Origin of the sequence: Enterobacter sp. P82, from assembly GCF_037053385.1 — a bacterium.
Classification (GTDB): domain Bacteria; phylum Pseudomonadota; class Gammaproteobacteria; order Enterobacterales; family Enterobacteriaceae; genus Enterobacter.
Genome location: NZ_JBALHX010000008.1, coordinates 81065 through 98734 on the forward strand (window position 1 = coordinate 81065; position 17670 = coordinate 98734).

The 17670-nt window shown below is 51.3% G+C and carries 16 protein-coding genes and 1 rRNA gene; 8 read left to right on the forward strand and 9 right to left on the reverse strand.

The genetic code is table 11. The features are described 5' to 3' along the window. Positions 1–24: 24 nt before the first annotated feature. Positions 25–1848 (reverse strand): ribosome-dependent GTPase TypA, encoded by a 1824-nt coding sequence (gene typA, locus WB237_RS21700; RefSeq protein ID WP_237996078.1) that lies wholly within the window; start codon positions 1846–1848, stop codon positions 25–27. 378 nt (positions 1849–2226) lie between these two features. On the opposite strand from typA, the gene glnA reads away from it, so the two are divergent. The 4 genes from glnA to WB237_RS21720 all read left to right on the forward strand — a co-directional run bounded on the left by glnA (position 2227) and on the right by WB237_RS21720 (position 6501). After that, the gene (gene glnA, locus WB237_RS21705; protein WP_008501856.1) at positions 2227–3636 is read left to right on the forward strand and encodes a glutamate--ammonia ligase; all 1410 of its coding nucleotides are present in this window, start codon (positions 2227–2229) and stop codon (positions 3634–3636) included. Positions 3637–3806: 170 nt separating this feature from the next. Continuing rightward, positions 3807–4856, forward strand: coding sequence for a nitrogen regulation protein NR(II) (gene glnL / locus WB237_RS21710; protein ID WP_129994701.1), 1050 nt, complete (start codon positions 3807–3809; stop codon positions 4854–4856). A gap of 11 nt (positions 4857–4867) precedes the next feature. After that, positions 4868–6280: a nitrogen regulation protein NR(I) gene (glnG, locus tag WB237_RS21715; protein ID WP_114980043.1), complete on the forward strand. Its 1413-nt coding sequence runs from the start codon at positions 4868–4870 to the stop codon at positions 6278–6280. A 110-nt stretch (positions 6281–6390) separates the two neighbouring features. Continuing rightward, positions 6391–6501, forward strand: a complete 111-nt coding sequence (locus tag WB237_RS21720) for a YshB family small membrane protein (RefSeq protein WP_049008129.1) — start codon at positions 6391–6393, stop codon at positions 6499–6501. Between the two features lie 73 nt (positions 6502–6574). Here the strand turns inward: WB237_RS21720 and hemN are convergent, their stop codons facing one another. Together hemN and yihI are read right to left on the reverse strand one after the other, a co-directional pair. Beyond that, positions 6575–7948 carry an oxygen-independent coproporphyrinogen III oxidase gene (gene hemN, locus WB237_RS21725; protein ID WP_336216329.1) on the reverse strand — a complete coding sequence of 458 codons (1374 nt, stop codon included), beginning with the start codon at positions 7946–7948 and terminating at the stop codon, positions 6575–6577. A 188-nt stretch (positions 7949–8136) separates the two neighbouring features. Beyond that, positions 8137–8652 (reverse strand): Der GTPase-activating protein YihI, encoded by a 516-nt coding sequence (gene yihI, locus WB237_RS21730; protein WP_129994699.1) that lies wholly within the window; start codon positions 8650–8652, stop codon positions 8137–8139. Between the two features lie 579 nt (positions 8653–9231). Here yihI and yihA point away from each other — a divergent pair. Further along, a complete protein-coding gene (gene yihA, locus WB237_RS21735) occupies positions 9232–9861 on the forward strand; it encodes a ribosome biogenesis GTP-binding protein YihA/YsxC (protein WP_028018155.1) in 630 nt (209 codons plus the stop codon). Positions 9862–9959: 98 nt separating this feature from the next. Here yihA and WB237_RS23080 read toward each other — a convergent pair whose 3' ends face one another. Continuing rightward, positions 9960–10007: a spot 42 RNA, inhibition of DNA synthesis gene (locus WB237_RS23080; RefSeq protein WP_071892919.1), complete on the reverse strand. Its 48-nt coding sequence runs from the start codon at positions 10005–10007 to the stop codon at positions 9960–9962. A gap of 166 nt (positions 10008–10173) precedes the next feature. Next, positions 10174–12966 (reverse strand): DNA polymerase I, encoded by a 2793-nt coding sequence (polA, locus tag WB237_RS21740; protein WP_336216334.1) that lies wholly within the window; start codon positions 12964–12966, stop codon positions 10174–10176. A 440-nt stretch (positions 12967–13406) separates the two neighbouring features. Here polA and WB237_RS21745 point away from each other — a divergent pair, with 440 nt between their 5' ends. Then, the gene (locus WB237_RS21745; RefSeq protein WP_336216335.1) at positions 13407–14315 is read left to right on the forward strand and encodes an acyltransferase; all 909 of its coding nucleotides are present in this window, start codon (positions 13407–13409) and stop codon (positions 14313–14315) included. A gap of 23 nt (positions 14316–14338) precedes the next feature. On the opposite strand, the gene dsbA is transcribed toward WB237_RS21745, so the two are convergent. The 3 genes from dsbA to WB237_RS21760 form a co-directional block, all read right to left on the reverse strand. Beyond that, the gene (gene dsbA, locus WB237_RS21750) at positions 14339–14962 is read right to left on the reverse strand and encodes a thiol:disulfide interchange protein DsbA (protein WP_256068266.1); all 624 of its coding nucleotides are present in this window, start codon (positions 14960–14962) and stop codon (positions 14339–14341) included. 27 nt (positions 14963–14989) lie between these two features. Next, positions 14990–15976 (reverse strand): serine/threonine protein kinase, encoded by a 987-nt coding sequence (locus WB237_RS21755; protein WP_336216337.1) that lies wholly within the window; start codon positions 15974–15976, stop codon positions 14990–14992. A 75-nt stretch (positions 15977–16051) separates the two neighbouring features. Further along, positions 16052–16321 (reverse strand): YihD family protein, encoded by a 270-nt coding sequence (locus WB237_RS21760; protein ID WP_003861904.1) that lies wholly within the window; start codon positions 16319–16321, stop codon positions 16052–16054. Between the two features lie 68 nt (positions 16322–16389). Here WB237_RS21760 and mobA point away from each other — a divergent pair, with 68 nt between their 5' ends. After that, on the forward strand, positions 16390–16971 hold the full coding sequence (mobA, locus tag WB237_RS21765; RefSeq protein ID WP_336216340.1) for a molybdenum cofactor guanylyltransferase MobA: 582 nt from the start codon (positions 16390–16392) through the stop codon (positions 16969–16971). Continuing rightward, positions 16971–17474, forward strand: a complete 504-nt coding sequence (gene mobB / locus WB237_RS21770) for a molybdopterin-guanine dinucleotide biosynthesis protein MobB (protein ID WP_336216349.1) — start codon at positions 16971–16973, stop codon at positions 17472–17474. The genes mobA and mobB overlap by 1 nt, the downstream gene beginning before the upstream one ends. An 87-nt stretch (positions 17475–17561) precedes the next feature. Here mobB and rrf read toward each other — a convergent pair. Beyond that, a 5S ribosomal RNA gene (rrf, locus tag WB237_RS21775) occupies positions 17562–17670 on the reverse strand; the annotation flags it as partial.

Here is a 17670-nt window from a genome sequence, read left to right on the forward strand (position 1 = left end):
TTTTGTTGACCAGAGAGGAGTGAATTACTCTTCTTTCGCACCGCGCATAGCACGTTTACGATCGTTCTCGGTCAGGTGACGTTTACGGATACGAATTGACTGTGGAGTCACTTCTACCAGTTCGTCGTCATCGATGAATTCCAGAGCCTGCTCCAGAGTCATTTTGACCGGTGGAACCAGAACCGTTGCTTCGTCAGTACCGGACGCACGCATGTTGGTCAGTTTCTTACCGGTCAGGCAGTTTACAGTCAGGTCGTTAGAACGACTGTGAATACCGATGATCTGGCCTTCATAAACTTCAGCACCGTGACCCAGGAACAGCTTACCGCGATCCTGCAGACCGAACAGCGCAAACGCAACCGCTTTACCCTGACCGTTGGAGATCAGCACGCCGTTGTTACGCTGGCCAACTTCGCCCGGACGAACATCGTCGTAGTGGCTGAAGGTGGAGTACAGCAGACCAGTACCGGAAGTCATGGTCATGAATTCTGAACGGAAGCCGATCAGACCACGGCTTGGGATCACGTAGTCAAGACGTACGCGGCCTTTGCCATCTGGATTCATGTTTTTCAGGTCGCCTTTACGCTCACCCAGAGCCTGCATCACAGAACCCTGGTGCTGCTCTTCAACGTCCAGCGTCACGTTTTCGAACGGCTCTTGTTTACGGCCGTCGATTTCGCGGAAGATAACTTTCGGACGGGAAACCGCCATTTCGAAACCTTCACGACGCATGTTTTCGATCAGAACAGACAGGTGCAGCTCACCACGACCTGAAACGCGGAATGCATCAGCGTCTTCGGTTTCTTCAACGCGCAGCGCAACGTTGTGCACCAGCTCTTTGTTCAGGCGGTCAAGGATCTGACGAGAGGTAACAAATTTACCTTCTTTCCCGCAGAACGGAGAGGTGTTGACGTTGAAGAACATGGATACGGTTGGTTCATCAACGGACAGGGCTGGCAGCGCTTCGACGTTCTGCGGGTCGCAGATGGTGTCGGAGATGTTCAGTTCACCCAGACCAGTGATGGCGATGATGTCGCCCGCTTCCGCGATGTCGCTCTCGATACGCTCAAGGCCCAGGTGAGTCAGTACTTTACCGACTTTACCGTTACGGGTTTTGCCTTCGCTATCAATGATAGTGACCTGCTGGTTAGGCTTCACTTTACCGCGCTTGATACGACCAATGCCGATTACACCAACATAGTTGTTGTAGTCGAGCTGAGAGATCTGCATCTGCAGGGTGCCGTCGAGATCGACGTTTGGCGCAGGAACACGGTCAACAATCGCCTGGTACAGCGGGGTCATGTCTTCAGCCATGTCTTCGTGATCCAGACCCGCAATACCGTTCAGCGCAGAAGCGTAAACGATAGGGAAGTCCAGCTGCTCGTCGGTCGCGTCGAGGTTAACGAACAGGTCGAATACCTGGTCAACAACCCAGTCAGGACGCGCGCCAGGACGGTCAACTTTGTTGATAACAACGATTGGCTTCAGACCATGGGCAAATGCTTTTTTGGTCACGAAGCGCGTCTGTGGCATTGGGCCATCCATTGCGTCAACGACCAGCAGAACGGAGTCTACCATGGACATTACACGTTCAACTTCACCACCGAAGTCGGCGTGCCCTGGGGTATCAACGATGTTGATACGGTAGTCATTCCATTTAATCGCGGTGTTTTTCGCGAGGATGGTAATCCCACGCTCTTTCTCCAAATCGTTGGAGTCCATCACGCGTTCTTGGGTTTCGGCACGCGCATCAAACGTACCGGATTGCTGCAGCAGCTTGTCAACCAAGGTAGTTTTACCATGGTCAACGTGCGCGATGATGGCGATGTTACGCAAATTTTCGATCACAACTTTGCCTCAGGCATTTAGAAATAGCGCGTTATTGTACACGGATTAATCGCACTACAAAACAGGATCACAAACATCCCCCGCAAACAAGTATTGCAGAGATGCTTTGTGATCGCTTTCACGGAGCGGTAAAAGGGCACTTTAACGTAAATTGCACCAATATGGTGCTCAATGTTCACATTGAAGCACTATACTGGTGCAACAAATCCATTGTGGTGCAGCCCTTTTGCACTATGGTGCGCATGATAACGCCTTTTTGGGGTGTTTTAAAAGTTGGCACAGATTTCGCTTTATAAAAAATACATGGCAACAGCCAGTACAAACAGAAATTGAAGACCTCGTTACCACGACGACAATGACCAATCTGGAGAGTTAAGTATGTCCGCTGAACACGTTTTGACGATGCTGAACGAACATGAAGTGAAGTTTGTTGATCTGCGCTTCACCGATACCAAAGGTAAAGAACAGCACGTCACAATTCCTGCTCATCAGGTAAACGCCGAATTCTTCGAAGAAGGCAAAATGTTTGACGGCTCCTCCATTGGTGGCTGGAAAGGCATTAACGAATCCGACATGGTTCTGATGCCAGATGCGACCACTGCGGTCATTGATCCGTTCTTCGAAGAACCAACCCTTATCATCCGTTGCGACATCCTCGAGCCAGGCACGCTGCAGGGCTACGACCGCGACCCACGTTCTATCGCAAAACGCGCTGAAGAGTACCTGCGTTCTACCGGCATCGCAGACACCGTTCTGTTCGGGCCAGAGCCAGAATTCTTCCTGTTCGACGACATCCGTTTCGGTGCGTCTATTTCTGGTTCCCACGTTGCTATCGACGATATCGAAGGCGCATGGAACTCTTCCACCAAATACGAAGGTGGTAACAAAGGTCACCGTCCAGGCGTTAAAGGCGGTTACTTCCCGGTTCCTCCGGTCGACTCAGCACAGGACATTCGTTCCACCATGTGTCTGGTGATGGAAGAGATGGGCCTGGTAGTTGAAGCTCACCACCACGAAGTGGCGACTGCGGGTCAGAACGAAGTGGCTACCCGCTTCAACACCATGACCAAAAAAGCAGACGAAATTCAGATCTACAAATACGTTGTGCACAACGTTGCGCACCGTTTCGGTAAAACCGCTACCTTCATGCCAAAACCTATGTTTGGCGACAACGGTTCCGGTATGCACTGCCACATGTCCCTGTCCAAGAACGGTACCAACCTGTTCTCTGGCGACAAATATGCTGGTCTGTCTGAGCAGGCGCTGTATTACATCGGCGGCGTAATCAAACACGCTAAAGCGATCAACGCCCTGGCTAACCCAACCACTAACTCCTACAAGCGTCTGGTCCCGGGCTACGAAGCGCCAGTAATGCTGGCCTACTCTGCGCGTAACCGTTCTGCTTCTATCCGTATCCCGGTTGTTGCTTCTCCTAAAGCGCGTCGTATCGAAGTGCGCTTCCCGGACCCAGCGGCTAACCCATACCTGTGCTTCGCAGCACTGCTGATGGCTGGTCTGGATGGTATCAAGAACAAGATCCACCCAGGCGAAGCAATGGACAAAAACCTGTACGACCTGCCGCCAGAAGAAGCGAAAGAGATCCCACAGGTTGCTGGTTCTCTGGAAGAAGCCCTGCAGGCGCTGGACGCAGACCGTGAGTTCCTGACTGCAGGTGGCGTATTCACTGACGACGCTATCGATGCTTACATCGCCCTGCGTACTGAAGAGAACGACCGCGTGCGTATGACTCCGCATCCGGTAGAGTTCGAGCTGTACTACAGCGTTTAATTAAGTTGTTTTACCCGGCGTGACAAACGCCGGGGGTAGTTGCCGTGGAAACTTTTAGCCCATCTCCGGATGGGCTTTTTTCTCCACCAACAACCTGATCTCGCGCGCTTTTTACGACGAAAAAGCTATACTGCACTAAATTAGTGCAAACAACTCCAGGAGACTGCTGAATGGCAACTGGCACGCTGCCCGATGCTGGGCAGATCCTCAATTCTTTGATTAACAGTATCTTGCTGGTCGACGACGAGCTGGCCGTACATTATGCCAACCCGGCGGCACAGCAGCTGCTCGCCCAAAGCGCACGTAAACTGTTTGGCACCCCGCTTCCAGAATTACTGAGTTATTTTTCGCTGAATATTGGCCTGATGCAGGAAAGTTTGCAGGCCGGTCAGGGATTCACGGATAACGAAGTCACGCTGGTTATCGACGGGCGCTCGCATATTCTGTCACTGACTGCCCAACGCCTTCCTGAAGGACTGATCCTGCTGGAAATGGCTCCGATGGATAATCAGCGCCGACTGAGCCAGGAGCAGCTTCAGCATGCCCAGCAAATTGCCGCCCGCGACCTGGTGCGAGGTCTGGCGCATGAAATCAAAAACCCGCTGGGTGGATTACGCGGCGCAGCACAACTCCTGACCAAGGCGCTGCCCGACCCCGCGCTGGCGGAGTACACCAACGTCATCATTGAGCAGGCGGACCGTCTGCGCAATCTGGTAGACCGTCTTCTCGGTCCTCAGCAGCCGGGAATGCACGTCACAGAAAGCATCCATAAAGTGGCTGAGCGGGTGGTGAAACTGGTTTCGATGGAGTTACCAGAAAACGTCACACTGGTGCGTGATTACGACCCAAGCCTGCCGGAACTGGCACATGACCCGGATCAGATTGAGCAAGTGCTGTTGAATATTGTACGCAATGCCTTGCAGGCTCTGGGGCCGGAAGGGGGCGAGATTATTTTACGTACCCGCACCGCCTTCCAGCTCACGTTACACGGCGTACGCTATCGTCTGGCAGCCCGAATCGACGTTGAGGATAACGGACCTGGTATTCCATCGCATCTACAGGACACCCTGTTCTACCCGATGGTAAGTGGTCGCGAAGGCGGAACCGGCCTGGGCTTATCCATTGCACGCAGTTTGATCGATCAACACTCTGGAAAAATTGAATTTAACAGTTGGCCGGGACATACCGAGTTTTCGGTTTTCCTGCCGATTAAAAAATAAAGGTGACGTTTATGCAACGAGGGATAGTCTGGGTAGTCGATGACGATAGCTCCATCCGTTGGGTGCTTGAACGCGCGCTCACAGGGGCAGGATTAAGCTGCACGACGTTTGAGAGCGGCAGCGAAGTACTCGACGCACTCACCACCAAAACGCCGGACGTTCTGCTTTCGGATATTCGCATGCCGGGAATGGACGGGCTGGCGCTTTTAAAGCAGATCAAACAACGTCACCCGATGCTTCCGGTCATCATAATGACGGCACATTCCGATCTTGATGCCGCAGTGAGCGCCTATCAGCAAGGGGCGTTCGATTACCTGCCAAAACCGTTTGATATCGACGAAGCGGTCGCGCTGGTTGAGCGCGCGATTAGCCACTATCAGGAACAACAACAGCCTCGCCACACACCCGATTTTGGGCCAACAACTGACATCATCGGTGAAGCGCCGGCGATGCAGGATGTGTTTCGTATTATTGGCCGTTTGTCCCGCTCGTCCATCAGTGTATTGATTAACGGTGAATCGGGAACCGGTAAAGAGCTCGTGGCACATGCATTACATCGCCACAGCCCGCGGGCAAAAGCCCCGTTTATCGCCCTGAATATGGCAGCGATCCCGAAGGATTTGATTGAATCCGAACTGTTCGGCCATGAAAAAGGGGCATTTACCGGCGCAAATACCATTCGCCAGGGACGTTTCGAACAGGCGGACGGCGGTACGCTATTCCTGGATGAAATTGGCGATATGCCGCTGGATGTCCAGACCCGCCTGTTGCGTGTACTGGCCGACGGGCAGTTTTATCGCGTGGGTGGCTATGCGCCGGTGAAGGTGGACGTGCGCATTATCGCCGCGACTCACCAGAACCTGGAGCAACGCGTGCAGGAAGGAAAATTCCGTGAGGATTTATTCCACCGTCTGAACGTCATTCGCGTTCATCTGCCGCCGCTGCGTGAACGTCGGGAAGATATTCCCCGCCTGGCACGTCACTTCCTGCAGGTGGCAGCCCGGGAACTGGGTGTGGAAGCGAAGCAGCTTCACCCGGAAACCGACGCAGCCCTCACGCGTCTGGCGTGGCCTGGCAACGTGCGCCAGCTGGAAAACACTTGCCGCTGGCTAACCGTGATGGCCGCCGGGCAGGAAGTGTTGATTCAGGATTTACCGGCAGAGTTGTTTGAGGCATCCGCGCCAGAGAGCAGTACCGGGCACGCGCTGCCGGACAGCTGGGCAACGCTACTGGCGCAGTGGGCCGACCGCGCCCTGCGTTCCGGTCATCAAAACCTGCTGTCTGAAGCTCAGCCAGAGATGGAGCGTACGCTTTTAACTACCGCGCTTCGTCATACACAGGGGCATAAGCAGGAAGCCGCTCGCCTGTTGGGATGGGGACGTAATACCCTGACGCGCAAGCTGAAAGAGCTGGGTATGGAGTAATGTTCCCCCGAAGTGTAAAGGTTATTAATTGAGCGCAAAATGCTGTTATTTTGCGCTTTACTGTTCCGATGAGTTTTGTATGATCGTGCCCGGAAATTGGGGGGACCATCATGCTGGAATCATTAGTGAATTTGCTCTCTAGCGGTGCAGCCGAAAGCCACACACCGCAAACAGCCGTTGCGGCTATGTTGTGTGCGGCGCTGGTTGGGCTGTTTAGCTAGCGGAGTTGAACGTAAAAGCCGGGTGGCGGCTTCGCCTTACCCGGCCTACGTTTCATACTTTTGGCTATGCGCCTTAAATCACCCGCGAGAACTGCTGCATACGTGCTTTCTGACGCAGATACGCGTCAAAGCACATGCAGATATTACGGATCAACAGACGCCCTTTCGGCGTGACCTCAATCATACTCTCAGATACATCCACCAGCCCATCTTTCGCCAGCGGTGCAATCAGCTTCAGGTCTTCCGCAAAATAATCGCTGAAGTGCAGACCCCACTGCGACTCAACGTCACTGAAATCGAGACGGAAGTTGCAGATAAGCGCCTTAATGACATCACGGCGAATGCAGTCATCGCGCGTTAACGCAATGCCGCGCCACAGCGCGTTGCCGGCGTCATCAACCTGCTGGTAGTACGACTTCAGCTCTTTCTGGTTTTGTGCATAGCAGTCGCCAATCATGCTGATGGCAGAGACGCCCATCCCCAGCAAATCGGTATCGCCCTGGGTAGTGTAGCCCTGGAAATTCCGGTGCAATACCCCTTCACGCTGAGCAATGGCCAGTTCGTCATCCGGACGGGCAAAGTGATCCATACCGATGAACTGGTAACCGGTCTCAGTCAGTGAAGTAATGGTTTCCTGCAAAATATCCAGCTTCTGTTGGGCAGAAGGGAGATCGGCATCTTTTATTTTGCGCTGGGCAGCGAACAGCGTTGGTAAGTGCGCATAGTTAAAGACGCTCAGACGGTCCGGATTGAGTTCGGCCACGCGTTTCAGTGTGAAGGCAAAACTTTCGGGCGTCTGCTTTGGCAGGCCGTAAATCAGGTCAATGTTGGTCGAGGTGAAACCAATTTCACGCGCGTGATTCAGTAAGGCGAAGATAAACTCTTCGTCCTGCTCACGGTTCACCAGACGCTGTACTTCTTTATTGAAATCCTGCACGCCCATACTCAGGCGGTTAAAACCTTCAGCGCGTAAGTGATCCAATACATCCAGTTCAATTTCACGCGGATCGACTTCGATCGAGATTTCAGCGTCGGCGTTAAAACTGAAATTACCGCGCAGCAGGCTCATCAGACGGCTTATTTGCGCTTTATTCAAATAAGTTGGCGTACCGCCGCCCCAGTGAAGTTGGCTGACGTGACGGTCTTTAAACAGCGGCGCGCGATGCACAATTTCCTGTTCGAGCGCGTCAAGATACTGATCAGCTTTATGCTGCTGGCGGGTCACTATTTTATTGCAGCCGCAGAAGTAGCAGAGCTTATGGCAGAACGGAATATGGACGTAGAGCGAAAGCGGGCGTTCAGGATAGCGCGCCACGGCCTGCTGAAAATCCCCCTCGCCGAAGGTATCGGAGAACTCCAGCGCGGTGGGGTATGACGTATAACGCGGCCCGGAATAGTTATATTTCTGGATTAGGGCCAAATCCCAGTCGATAGATGGTACAGACATGCTCACTCCTTCCGTTGGTGTCGCGTTCGTATACGGCGGCCCGACCTGGCCCCGTTGCGAGCCATCATTCGGGTGCGCAGCCATTTCTGGCGCCGCGACAACCGCCGTAGTTTAACGAATAACCACACCAGATAACATATAACCGGAAGGGTTATAAGCAGGACCAGCGTTCCTGCCGGGTGCAAATGTTAGTTTCCACCCTTCAGAAGACGCATCATATCTTCCTGCTTTTCTTCTTCTTCTTCGTCATCTTCATCGTCGTAAGACAGACCAAGCTTCTGCATCAGCTCATCAATGCGATCCAGTTTGGCATCAACCCAAGACTGCTCTTCGGCAGTCAGGGTTTCCCCCTCTTCAAGACGTTCCAGCAGCGCGTCCAGGCGCTCATCGTTCTCCAGCATATCCAGCTCAGCCTGCGGTGAAAGCATAGGTTTCTCGCTCTTTGGTTTGTGCTGCTTAGTGACCGGGGTGTCTGTCACGCCCAGTGGAATGGGAGTTTTACTGCCGATACGAGGATCTTTCTGCTGCTTACCTTTTGCAGAAGCGCCCGCAGTACCACCGCCGTTCGCACGGCTACCCGCAGCATGACCGCGATGCTTTTTGTCGCGTTTACGATCGCGCGCTTCCTGGTTCAGTTCTTCGCGCGTTTTGCGGCGTGCTTTTGCAGGGCGTTTAGCGCCCGCAGCGGAGGTTGGTTTTTTCATGATGTTTTATCTTTAAGTCGTTTTCTTCAGTATAGAATTGCGGCGAAATCTAGCAGAAAGCAAGCAAAGAAAAAAGGCGACAGAGCAATCTGTCGCCTTTTTTCCTGACTCACAACCCTTAGCGGGTCAGACATTCCGTGTTTGCCAACAACAAGCCCTGTTTATCCCTTGGCTGATACCGTCCGTGATACGGTTCCATTTCCTGTTAAAACGCCTCCAGGCGCTGGTCATCCTGACAATCCTGCGTCTTCGCCTCCTGGCGCTCCTGACCCCTAATCCTTAAGTCGATTTCCTGTTGGCTTCCTCGCCCTGACGCACACTTTACCTTGTTCCGTTAAACTAACAAGCAACGAAACAGTACAAAAAGGGATTTTCAGATAATTACCCGCATTTAAGTTTATGATTTAAAATAGTTTGCCATTTTTGGCACCTGCGATTTCTCTGAAATCTCCCAAAGCTTAATTAGCCGATCTCTCACAACGGCCAGGGCTTTCACCTACAGGCCATATGCAATCAGAAAAGCCTTTTGCCTGCATTCGGGTATAATCCCCTTCAGATTACGATTTTGGAGACGACCACGTGACTACCTGGAACTACCAACAGACGCATTTTGTCACCAGTGCGCCCGATATTCGCCACCTTCCTTCTGATACCGGTATTGAAGTGGCATTTGCTGGCCGCTCCAATGCGGGAAAATCCAGCGCCCTGAACACGCTGACCAATCAGAAAAGCCTGGCGCGTACCTCAAAAACACCTGGCCGTACCCAGTTGATTAACCTGTTTGAAGTGGCAGAGGGCAAACGCCTGGTCGACTTACCGGGCTACGGTTACGCTCAGGTACCCGAAGAGATGAAAATCAAGTGGCAGCGTGCGCTGGGTGAATACCTGGAAAAACGCATGTGCCTGAAAGGTCTGGTGGTACTGATGGATATTCGCCACCCTCTGAAAGATCTTGATCAACAGATGATCGACTGGGCTGTAGCAAGCGATATTGCCGTACTGGTGCTGTTGACGAAAGCCGATAAGCTGGCAAGCGGCGCGCGTAAAGCGCAGGTGAATATGGTTCGCGAAGCGGTGCTGGCTTTCAACGGTGATGTGCAGGTGGAGCCTTTCTCCTCTCTGAAAAAGCAGGGTGTAGACAAACTGCGTCAGAAGCTCGACACCTGGTTTAGCGAGCTGGAGCCCGCGACGGAAGCGGAAGAAGAGTAATACCGAGCGCGGCGATGTCCGCGCTTTTTTTTACCTGAATGTTTCTTTGCCGCAATAAAAAACGCCCCAGTCATTACTGACTGGGGCGGCTAAAATATTCAGCCAAATCCGATTACGTGAAGTAAAAGGTCTGAAAGATAGAACATCTTACCTCTGTACCCTACGTCGATAACTCTACCCCTTTTTTTGCTGCAGAAAAAGCACTTTTTGTAGTTTTTTTTCATTATTTACATAGGGAATTCTAATGATCGTCACAAAACGCACTTTGTTATGTTGCTAACTTACATAAAAAGCGCGTTATTCACAGAGCCTTTAGTGAGCCTGATCCCAGTTTTCACCACTTCCGACTTCCACCAGCAACGGCACGTCGAGTGTCATGCTACTTTCCATCAGTTCGTGGATCTTCTTCGATACAGCTTCGAGGTCGTCTTTGTGCACTTCGAATACCAGTTCATCGTGAACCTGCATGATCATTTTCACGCGAGGGTTCTCTTTTTCCAGCCAGGTATCAACGGCGATCATCGCACGCTTAATGATGTCCGCCGCAGTACCTTGCATAGGGGCGTTGATTGCCGCACGTTCTGCACCAGCGCGTCGCGCTGCATTGCTGGATTTGATGTCTGGTAAGTAGAGACGGCGGCCATCCAGTGTTTCGACATAACCTTTCTCTTTCGCCTGTGCGCGGGTGCGTTCCATATATTCCAGCACGCCAGGATAACGCTCGAAGTAGAGATCCATATACTTCTGCGACTCTTTGCGTGGAATGTTGAGCTGGCGCGACAGACCAAATGCGCTCATACCGTAGATCAAACCAAAGTTGATCGCTTTGGCGCTGCGGCGCTGTTCGTTGGTTACGCTATCCAACGGCAAACCGAAGACTTCCGCCGCGGTTGCACGGTGGATATCTTTCCCTTCGGCAAAAGCGGTCAGCAAACCTTTGTCACGGGACAAATGCGCCATAATACGTAGCTCAATTTGCGAGTAGTCAGCAGAGACGATCAGGTAGTCATCTGGAGCAATAAAAGCCTGACGGATTCGGCGACCTTCTTCATTACGTACCGGAATGTTCTGCAGGTTTGGATCTGTTGACGAGAGTCGACCCGTCGCCGCCACAGCCTGATGATACGAGGTATGCACACGGCCTGTTTTCGGGTTGATCATCAGCGGGAGCTTATCAGTGTAAGTGGACTTCAGCTTCGCGAGACCCCGATACTCCAGAAGCACTTTTGGCAGGGGGTAATCCAGTGCCAGCTCTTCAAGCACCTCTTCAGACGTCGACGGTGCACCGCCAGGTGTTTTCTTCAGCGGCTTGATGCCCTGCTTTTCAAACAGGATGGTTTGCAGCTGTTTCGGCGACGAGAGGTTAAACGGTTCTCCAGCAAGCTCATGCGCTTTTTGCTCAAGCTCGGTCAGACGCTGCGCAAGCTCCCCGGAGTGGTTATGCAATACGGTTGGATCGATTTTAACGCCATTGCGCTCAATACGTGAAAGCACAGGCACCAATGGCATCTCAATATGCTGGAATACGTTCAGCGGCCCTGCTTCTTTCTGAAGTTTTGGCCACATCTTCAGGTGCAATTGCAGGGTGACATCCGCGTCTTCCGCGGCATAGCGACCCGCCTCTTCGAGTGCAATCTGGTTGAAGGTAAGTTGATTTTTCCCCTTACCGGCAATCTCTTCGAAAGTGATGGTTTTATGTTTCAGCCAACGGTCTGATAAGGAATCCATATCATGGCGACCTGCAACACTGTCCAGAATGTAGGATTCCAGCATGGTGTCGAATGCAATACCGCGCAGCTCAATACCGTAGTTTTGCAGAATACCGCGATCGTACTTCAGGTTTTGCCCGACTTTGAGCGTCTTGTCGTCTTCCAGAACCGGCTTCAGCAGCTCAAGCACACGTTCACTGGAGATCTGCGCCGGCGCATCCAGGTAATCGTGTGCAACAGGAACATAAGCCGCCATCCCCGGTTCTGTCGCAAATGACAGGCCCACCATATTGGCAGAGATGTTGTCGAGGCTGTCGGTTTCCGTGTCGAAAGCAAAGACCGGCGCTTTTTTCAGTTTCTCAATCCAGGCGATCAGCTGTGACTCTTCAAGAATGGTCTCGTAGTTGTCGAAGGACAAGGTTACGGCTTCTTCTTCGGCCTGTTCTTCAGCATCAACAACTATCGTCTCTTTCGGTTTTGCTGCTGGCTTAGCCCCTTTTGCCTGTAACCACTTGCCGCTTTCGACGTCGGTGATCCAGCGCTTGAATTCGTATTGCTTAAACAAGCTCAGCAGATCGTCAGCAGAAGGCTGCTGCACTTCCAGTTGCTCACAACCCAGTTCCAGTTCGACATCGGTTTTAATCGTTGCCAGCTTATAAGAGAGGTAAGCCACCTCTTTGTTATCTTGAAGTTTTCCGGCCATGGTTTTTGCACCACGGAAGGAGAGCCCGGCGATTTTATCCGATTCCGCGTACAGCGTATCCAGCCCGCCTAACCCCTGAAGCAGCGCCTGTGCCGTTTTTTCACCGACACCAGGGACTCCAGGGATGTTATCCGACGAGTCGCCCATCAACGCGAGGAAGTCGATAATCAGCTCAGGCGGTACGCCATATTTTGTGACAACCTCTTCAGGCCCAAGAATGGTGTTGGTCATGGTGTTAATCAGGGTGATACCTGGCGTTACCAACTGCGCCATATCTTTATCACCGGTGCTGATCAGCACCGGACGGCCCATTTTTTCAGCTTCACGCGCCAGTGTGCCGATGACGTCATCGGCTTCAACACCAGAGACCGCCAGCAGCGGCAGGCCCATCGCTTTCACCATGGCGTGCAGCGGCTCAATCTGCGCACGCAGATCGTCAGGCATTGGCGGACGGTGAGATTTGTAATGCTCAAACAACTCGTCGCGGAAGGTTTTGCCTTTGGCATCAAAGACCACCGCCGCATGGGTTGGCTGATACTGGAGTATCAGGCTGCGCAGCATGTTAAGCACGCCGTACATCGCGCCGGTAGGTTCCCCTGCGCTATTGGTCAGAGGAGGAAACGCATGATACGCCCGATACAGGTAAGAAGAGCCGTCGACGAGAATAAGAGGGTTTTCTGGGATCTGAACCATAATGTCCGTGCCTTTAATCAATTTATGGCTAAAGGATGCCACAGAAGGATGAAAACATCAGTTATTAGCGCCAGATACAGGAAAAGATTTTACGATCGTGAAGATCTCTCGCAAAAAACAAACTGTGGATAAGTTTGTGTATATTTTCACTTCATATGAATAACAGACGCAAAAAATACATACGAGATATAATTTAGATCTTAATTATCATAATGTTATTTTGTTAGATCTCATCTGTATTACCCACTGATGACAATTTAGTCTATGTGGATATAAGCCCTGATTCGTGCAGAATCGTAGCGAAATCTTCTGCAGTAGGGAAAAAGCCATCAACTCCCCGTGTGAAAGCGCCATTATTTCGTCTGTTTTCTGGTAAAATCAGCGCCCAGCGCCGAATAGCCGGTCGCTCAATTACAGCTAACTATTTGAAAAAGCTAACCATGTCGAGATTGCTCGCTGCAATAACATTACTGTTAAGCATCATTTTAACGATTCTGGTGACTATCGCCTGTTCTGTACCGATCATTGTCGCAGGAATGATTAAACTGCTGCTGCCTGTGCCTGTGGTGTGGCGAGCCGTGTCCACATTTTGTAATTTCATGATGTATTGCTGGTGTGAAGGGCTGGCGATCCTGTTGTACCTGAACCCGCAACTGAAGTGGGATGTTGAAGGACTGGAGAGCCTCAACAAAAAGAACTGGTACCTGCTAATTTGCAATCACCACAGTTGGGCTGACATCGTGGTGTTATGTGTGCTTTTCCGTAAGCACATCCCGATGAACAAATATTTCCTGAAACAGCAGCTCGCCTGGGTTCCTTTCATCGGTCTGGCCTGCTGGGCGCTTGATATGCCGTTTATGAAACGCTATTCGCGCAGCTATTTGATCCGTCATCCTGAGCGTCGCGGTAAGGACGTGGAGACCACACGCCGTTCCTGCGAAAAGTTTCGCGCGCATCCAACAACCATCGTGAACTTTGTTGAAGGCTCCAGGTTTACTGAAGAGAAGCGTCAACAAACACGTTCTCCTTTTCAGAACCTGCTGCCGCCAAAAGCCGCGGGTATTGCAATGGCGCTTAACGTGCTGGGTGCTCAGTTCGATAAATTACTTAACGTCACCCTCTGCTACCCGGAAAACGATAAAACGCCGTTCTTCGATATGCTCAGTGGCAAGCTGACACGCATTGTTGTGCGTGTTGATCTGGTACCGATCGAGGCCGAATTGCACGGTGATTATGTTAACGATAAGAATTTCAAACGTCGTTTCCAGTTATGGCTTAATACACTCTGGAAAGAGAAAGACGAACAGATAGACAACATTAAATCTTCATACAAAAACGCCGGTCAGTGACCGGCGTTTTTACATCAATAATCTTACTTCTTCTCAACCAGGTATTTCACAGTATCGGCATACTGCTGTACGAAGATATCCATGCTGCTGGTGTCCATGCCCTGCATATTCAGCTGATATTTGCCATTAACAAACATCGCCGGAACACCCTGAAGCTGCAGGTCGGCAGCGGCTTTTTCTTGTTGAGCCACCAGAGATTTCACGACAAAGCTGTTCCATGCCGCGTCATAGTCTTCCCCTTTCACACCCGCATCAACGAAAACTTTACGGATATCGGCAGTAGTCTGAACGGTCTGGGTTTTCTGTACGGCTTCAAACATTGGGGAAGTGATCTTATCTTCTACGCCCAGTGCGATCGCAACTGCCCACGCCTGAGTCAGGTCTTTACCCAATGGGCCCAGAAATTCAACGTGGTACTTGGTCATTTTGGTGCCTTCTGGCAGCTTTTTCTTCACGTTGTCAGATACATGCAGCACCTGCTCGAACTGATAGCAATGTGGGCAATAGAACGAGAAAAACTCCAGAACCTGTGGCTCGCCAGCAACAGGCTTGTCCAGCGTGATGTACTGTTTGCCGTCGGTAAACTGCGCAGCAGAAGCGCTAAATGCCAGAATCATTCCTGCCAGCGCCAGCCAAATTTTTTTCATGATTAACTCTCTCCTGGGTGTGTCCAATTAATACATCGGCGTTAATTGCAGAGGGGGTTCCTGAAGAACCTTAACCTGCTCAGTAAATGTAGATATCTGGCTGCGCCAGTAATCCTCTCCGGTAAGCCACGGGAAATTTCGGGGAAACGCGGGATCATCCCAACGCCTGATTAACCATGCGAGATAATAAACAAAACGCATCGCACGTAAAGGTTCAATCAAGGTAATTTCATCTGAATTAAACGGGCTAAACTCTTCATAGGCTTCAATAATGGTTTCAAGCTGCATGCGCTGCTCGGCTTTGTCGCCATTGAGCAGCATCCACAAGTCCTGAACTGCTGGTCCCATACGCGCATCATCGAGATCGACAAACAGCGGGCCATCACGCCAGAGAATATTTCCTGTGTGACAATCGCCATGCAGACGCAGCACGGAAATATCATCGCGCCAGCTGGCTTTAACTGCCCCAATAAGCTTATCGGTAGCGCTGAGGAAACTATCCTTTAGCGCTGTGGGGATCAGCGCAGAGGTTTCGAATACTTCGCGAGGTTCAAGAAGGTATTCCTGAATGCCAATAGTCGGACGGGCAATAAAGGATTTTTTGCGTCCCGTCTGATGTATACGTCCCAGATAGCGGGCCACCCACTCCATTTGATCAATATTATCCGCTTCAAACTGGCGACCACCGAGGCTTGGGAAGACAGCGTAGTAAAACCCTTCGTGCATAAGCAGCGTTTGGTTATTGAATTTTAGCGGGGCGGCAACGGGTACATCGTCATCCAGCAGATCATGAGCAAATTGATGCTCTTCCTGAATTTGTTCTGCTGACCAACGTTTAGGGCGATAGAACTTCACGACGAAGCGCTGACGCTCCTCATCCTGAAATTGATACACACGGTTTTCGTAGCTATTTAATGGCGTTAGCCCAGAATCCACCCGGATACCCTGTTCAAACAGGGCATCCATAATGGTATCCGGGTGTAATGTCTGGAAAGTAAAAGCCTGGTCGTTCATCCGATCATCCGGAAATTATACGAATGATTCAGGATATCATCTTGTGGCGATTTCGGTGCCGCCGCTTACAAGCTTTTACTCTTTAATTACGCCTCTGGCGCGCAGCAATGCGGTTTTAAAATCTTCCTCATAATCTTTTTGAATACCTGGAATAACAGCATCTTTAGCAGAGTCACGCATTTTAAGATGGTAGATCAGGATATCATCAGAAAGGTCTGCCAGTTCGCCGTCAAAACCTGACTCTTTCGCCAGTTTCTGTAAAAATTGCATCAAATTCAGCTCTGGCTCTTTTTGCCAGGCTGGCTGGAGGAGTTCAATGACTTCATTCAGACGTTTACATTTCATGGTGGTGCTCCTTTCATTTAGAGTGACACGTTAGCAGGGTCAATCCCACAATAAAAGAGGCGATATTCGTGAATCTTAACCTGGAAATCACTGGGGTCGTTCTGGCGGGTGGCAGATCGACGCGAATGGGGGGAAAAGATAAGGGGCTTCAGCTTTTGAACGGTAAACCCTTGTGGCAATGTGTCGCTGATGCGCTTACAGGCCAGGTGACGACAATGGTCATCAGTGCTAACAGGCATATTGAGACATACCAGCGCAGCGGGTACGCCGTTTATCAGGATAACCAGACAAATTACCCAGGTCCGCTGGCTGGTATGCTTTCGGTTATGCAGCAGTCGCCCGGAGAGTGGTTTATTTTCTGTCCTTGCGATACCCCATTGATTCCGTCCTGCCTTGTCGAGCGTCTGGTACGGCTTCGTGCTGCAGCCCCTGTGGTCTGGGTACATGACGGTGAGCGTGACCATCCTGCTATCGCGTTGATGCACAGATCATTAGTGCCTGCTCTGCAGGAGTACCTGACGGCGGGAGAGCGTAGGGTGATGGTCTTTATGCGCCAGTCTGGCGGCCATTCGATTGATTTCAGTGATATGAAGTCTGCGTTTGTGAATGTGAATACAACTGAAGATTTGCAAATGATGCAGGAGAAATGATGATACCTGTTCTGGCTATTTCCGCCTGGAGTGGGACCGGGAAAACCACGCTGTTGAAAACGCTCATTCCTGCCCTTTGCGCCAGGGGTATACATCCAGGATTGATCAAGCACACCCACCATAATATGGATGTCGATAAACCGGGCAAAGACAGCTATGAGTTACGTAAAGCGGGTGCAGCTCAAACTATGGTAGCAAGTCGTCAGCGCTGGGCGCTGATGACAGAAACACCAGATGAAGCGCCGCTGGATCTCGCTTACCTGGTCAGTCGAATGGATCATTCCAGGTTGGATCTGGTGCTGGTTGAGGGTTTTAAGCATGAGGCTGTACCTAAGATCCTGCTTTTCAGAAGCGATGCCGGGCATGATGTTAGCGAGTTAACGCTTGATGAGCATGTGATTGCGGTGGCCAGTGATGTTGTGTTGCCGCTTGAGGTTCCGGTACTCAATTTAAATGATGTGGATGGGATTGCGGAGTTTATTGTGGAGTGGAGTGCGATCTGACGACTTGCCGGGCGGTACTTCGCCTGTTTTTTTTGCATATAAACGCAAAAAGGCCATCCTTCCGGATGACCTCTTCACTTATTTGATGCCTGGCAGTTCCCTACTCTCACATGGGGAGACCCCACACTACCATCGGCGCTACGGCGTTTCACTTCTGAGTTCGGCATGGGGTCAGGTGGGACCACCGCGCTAAAGC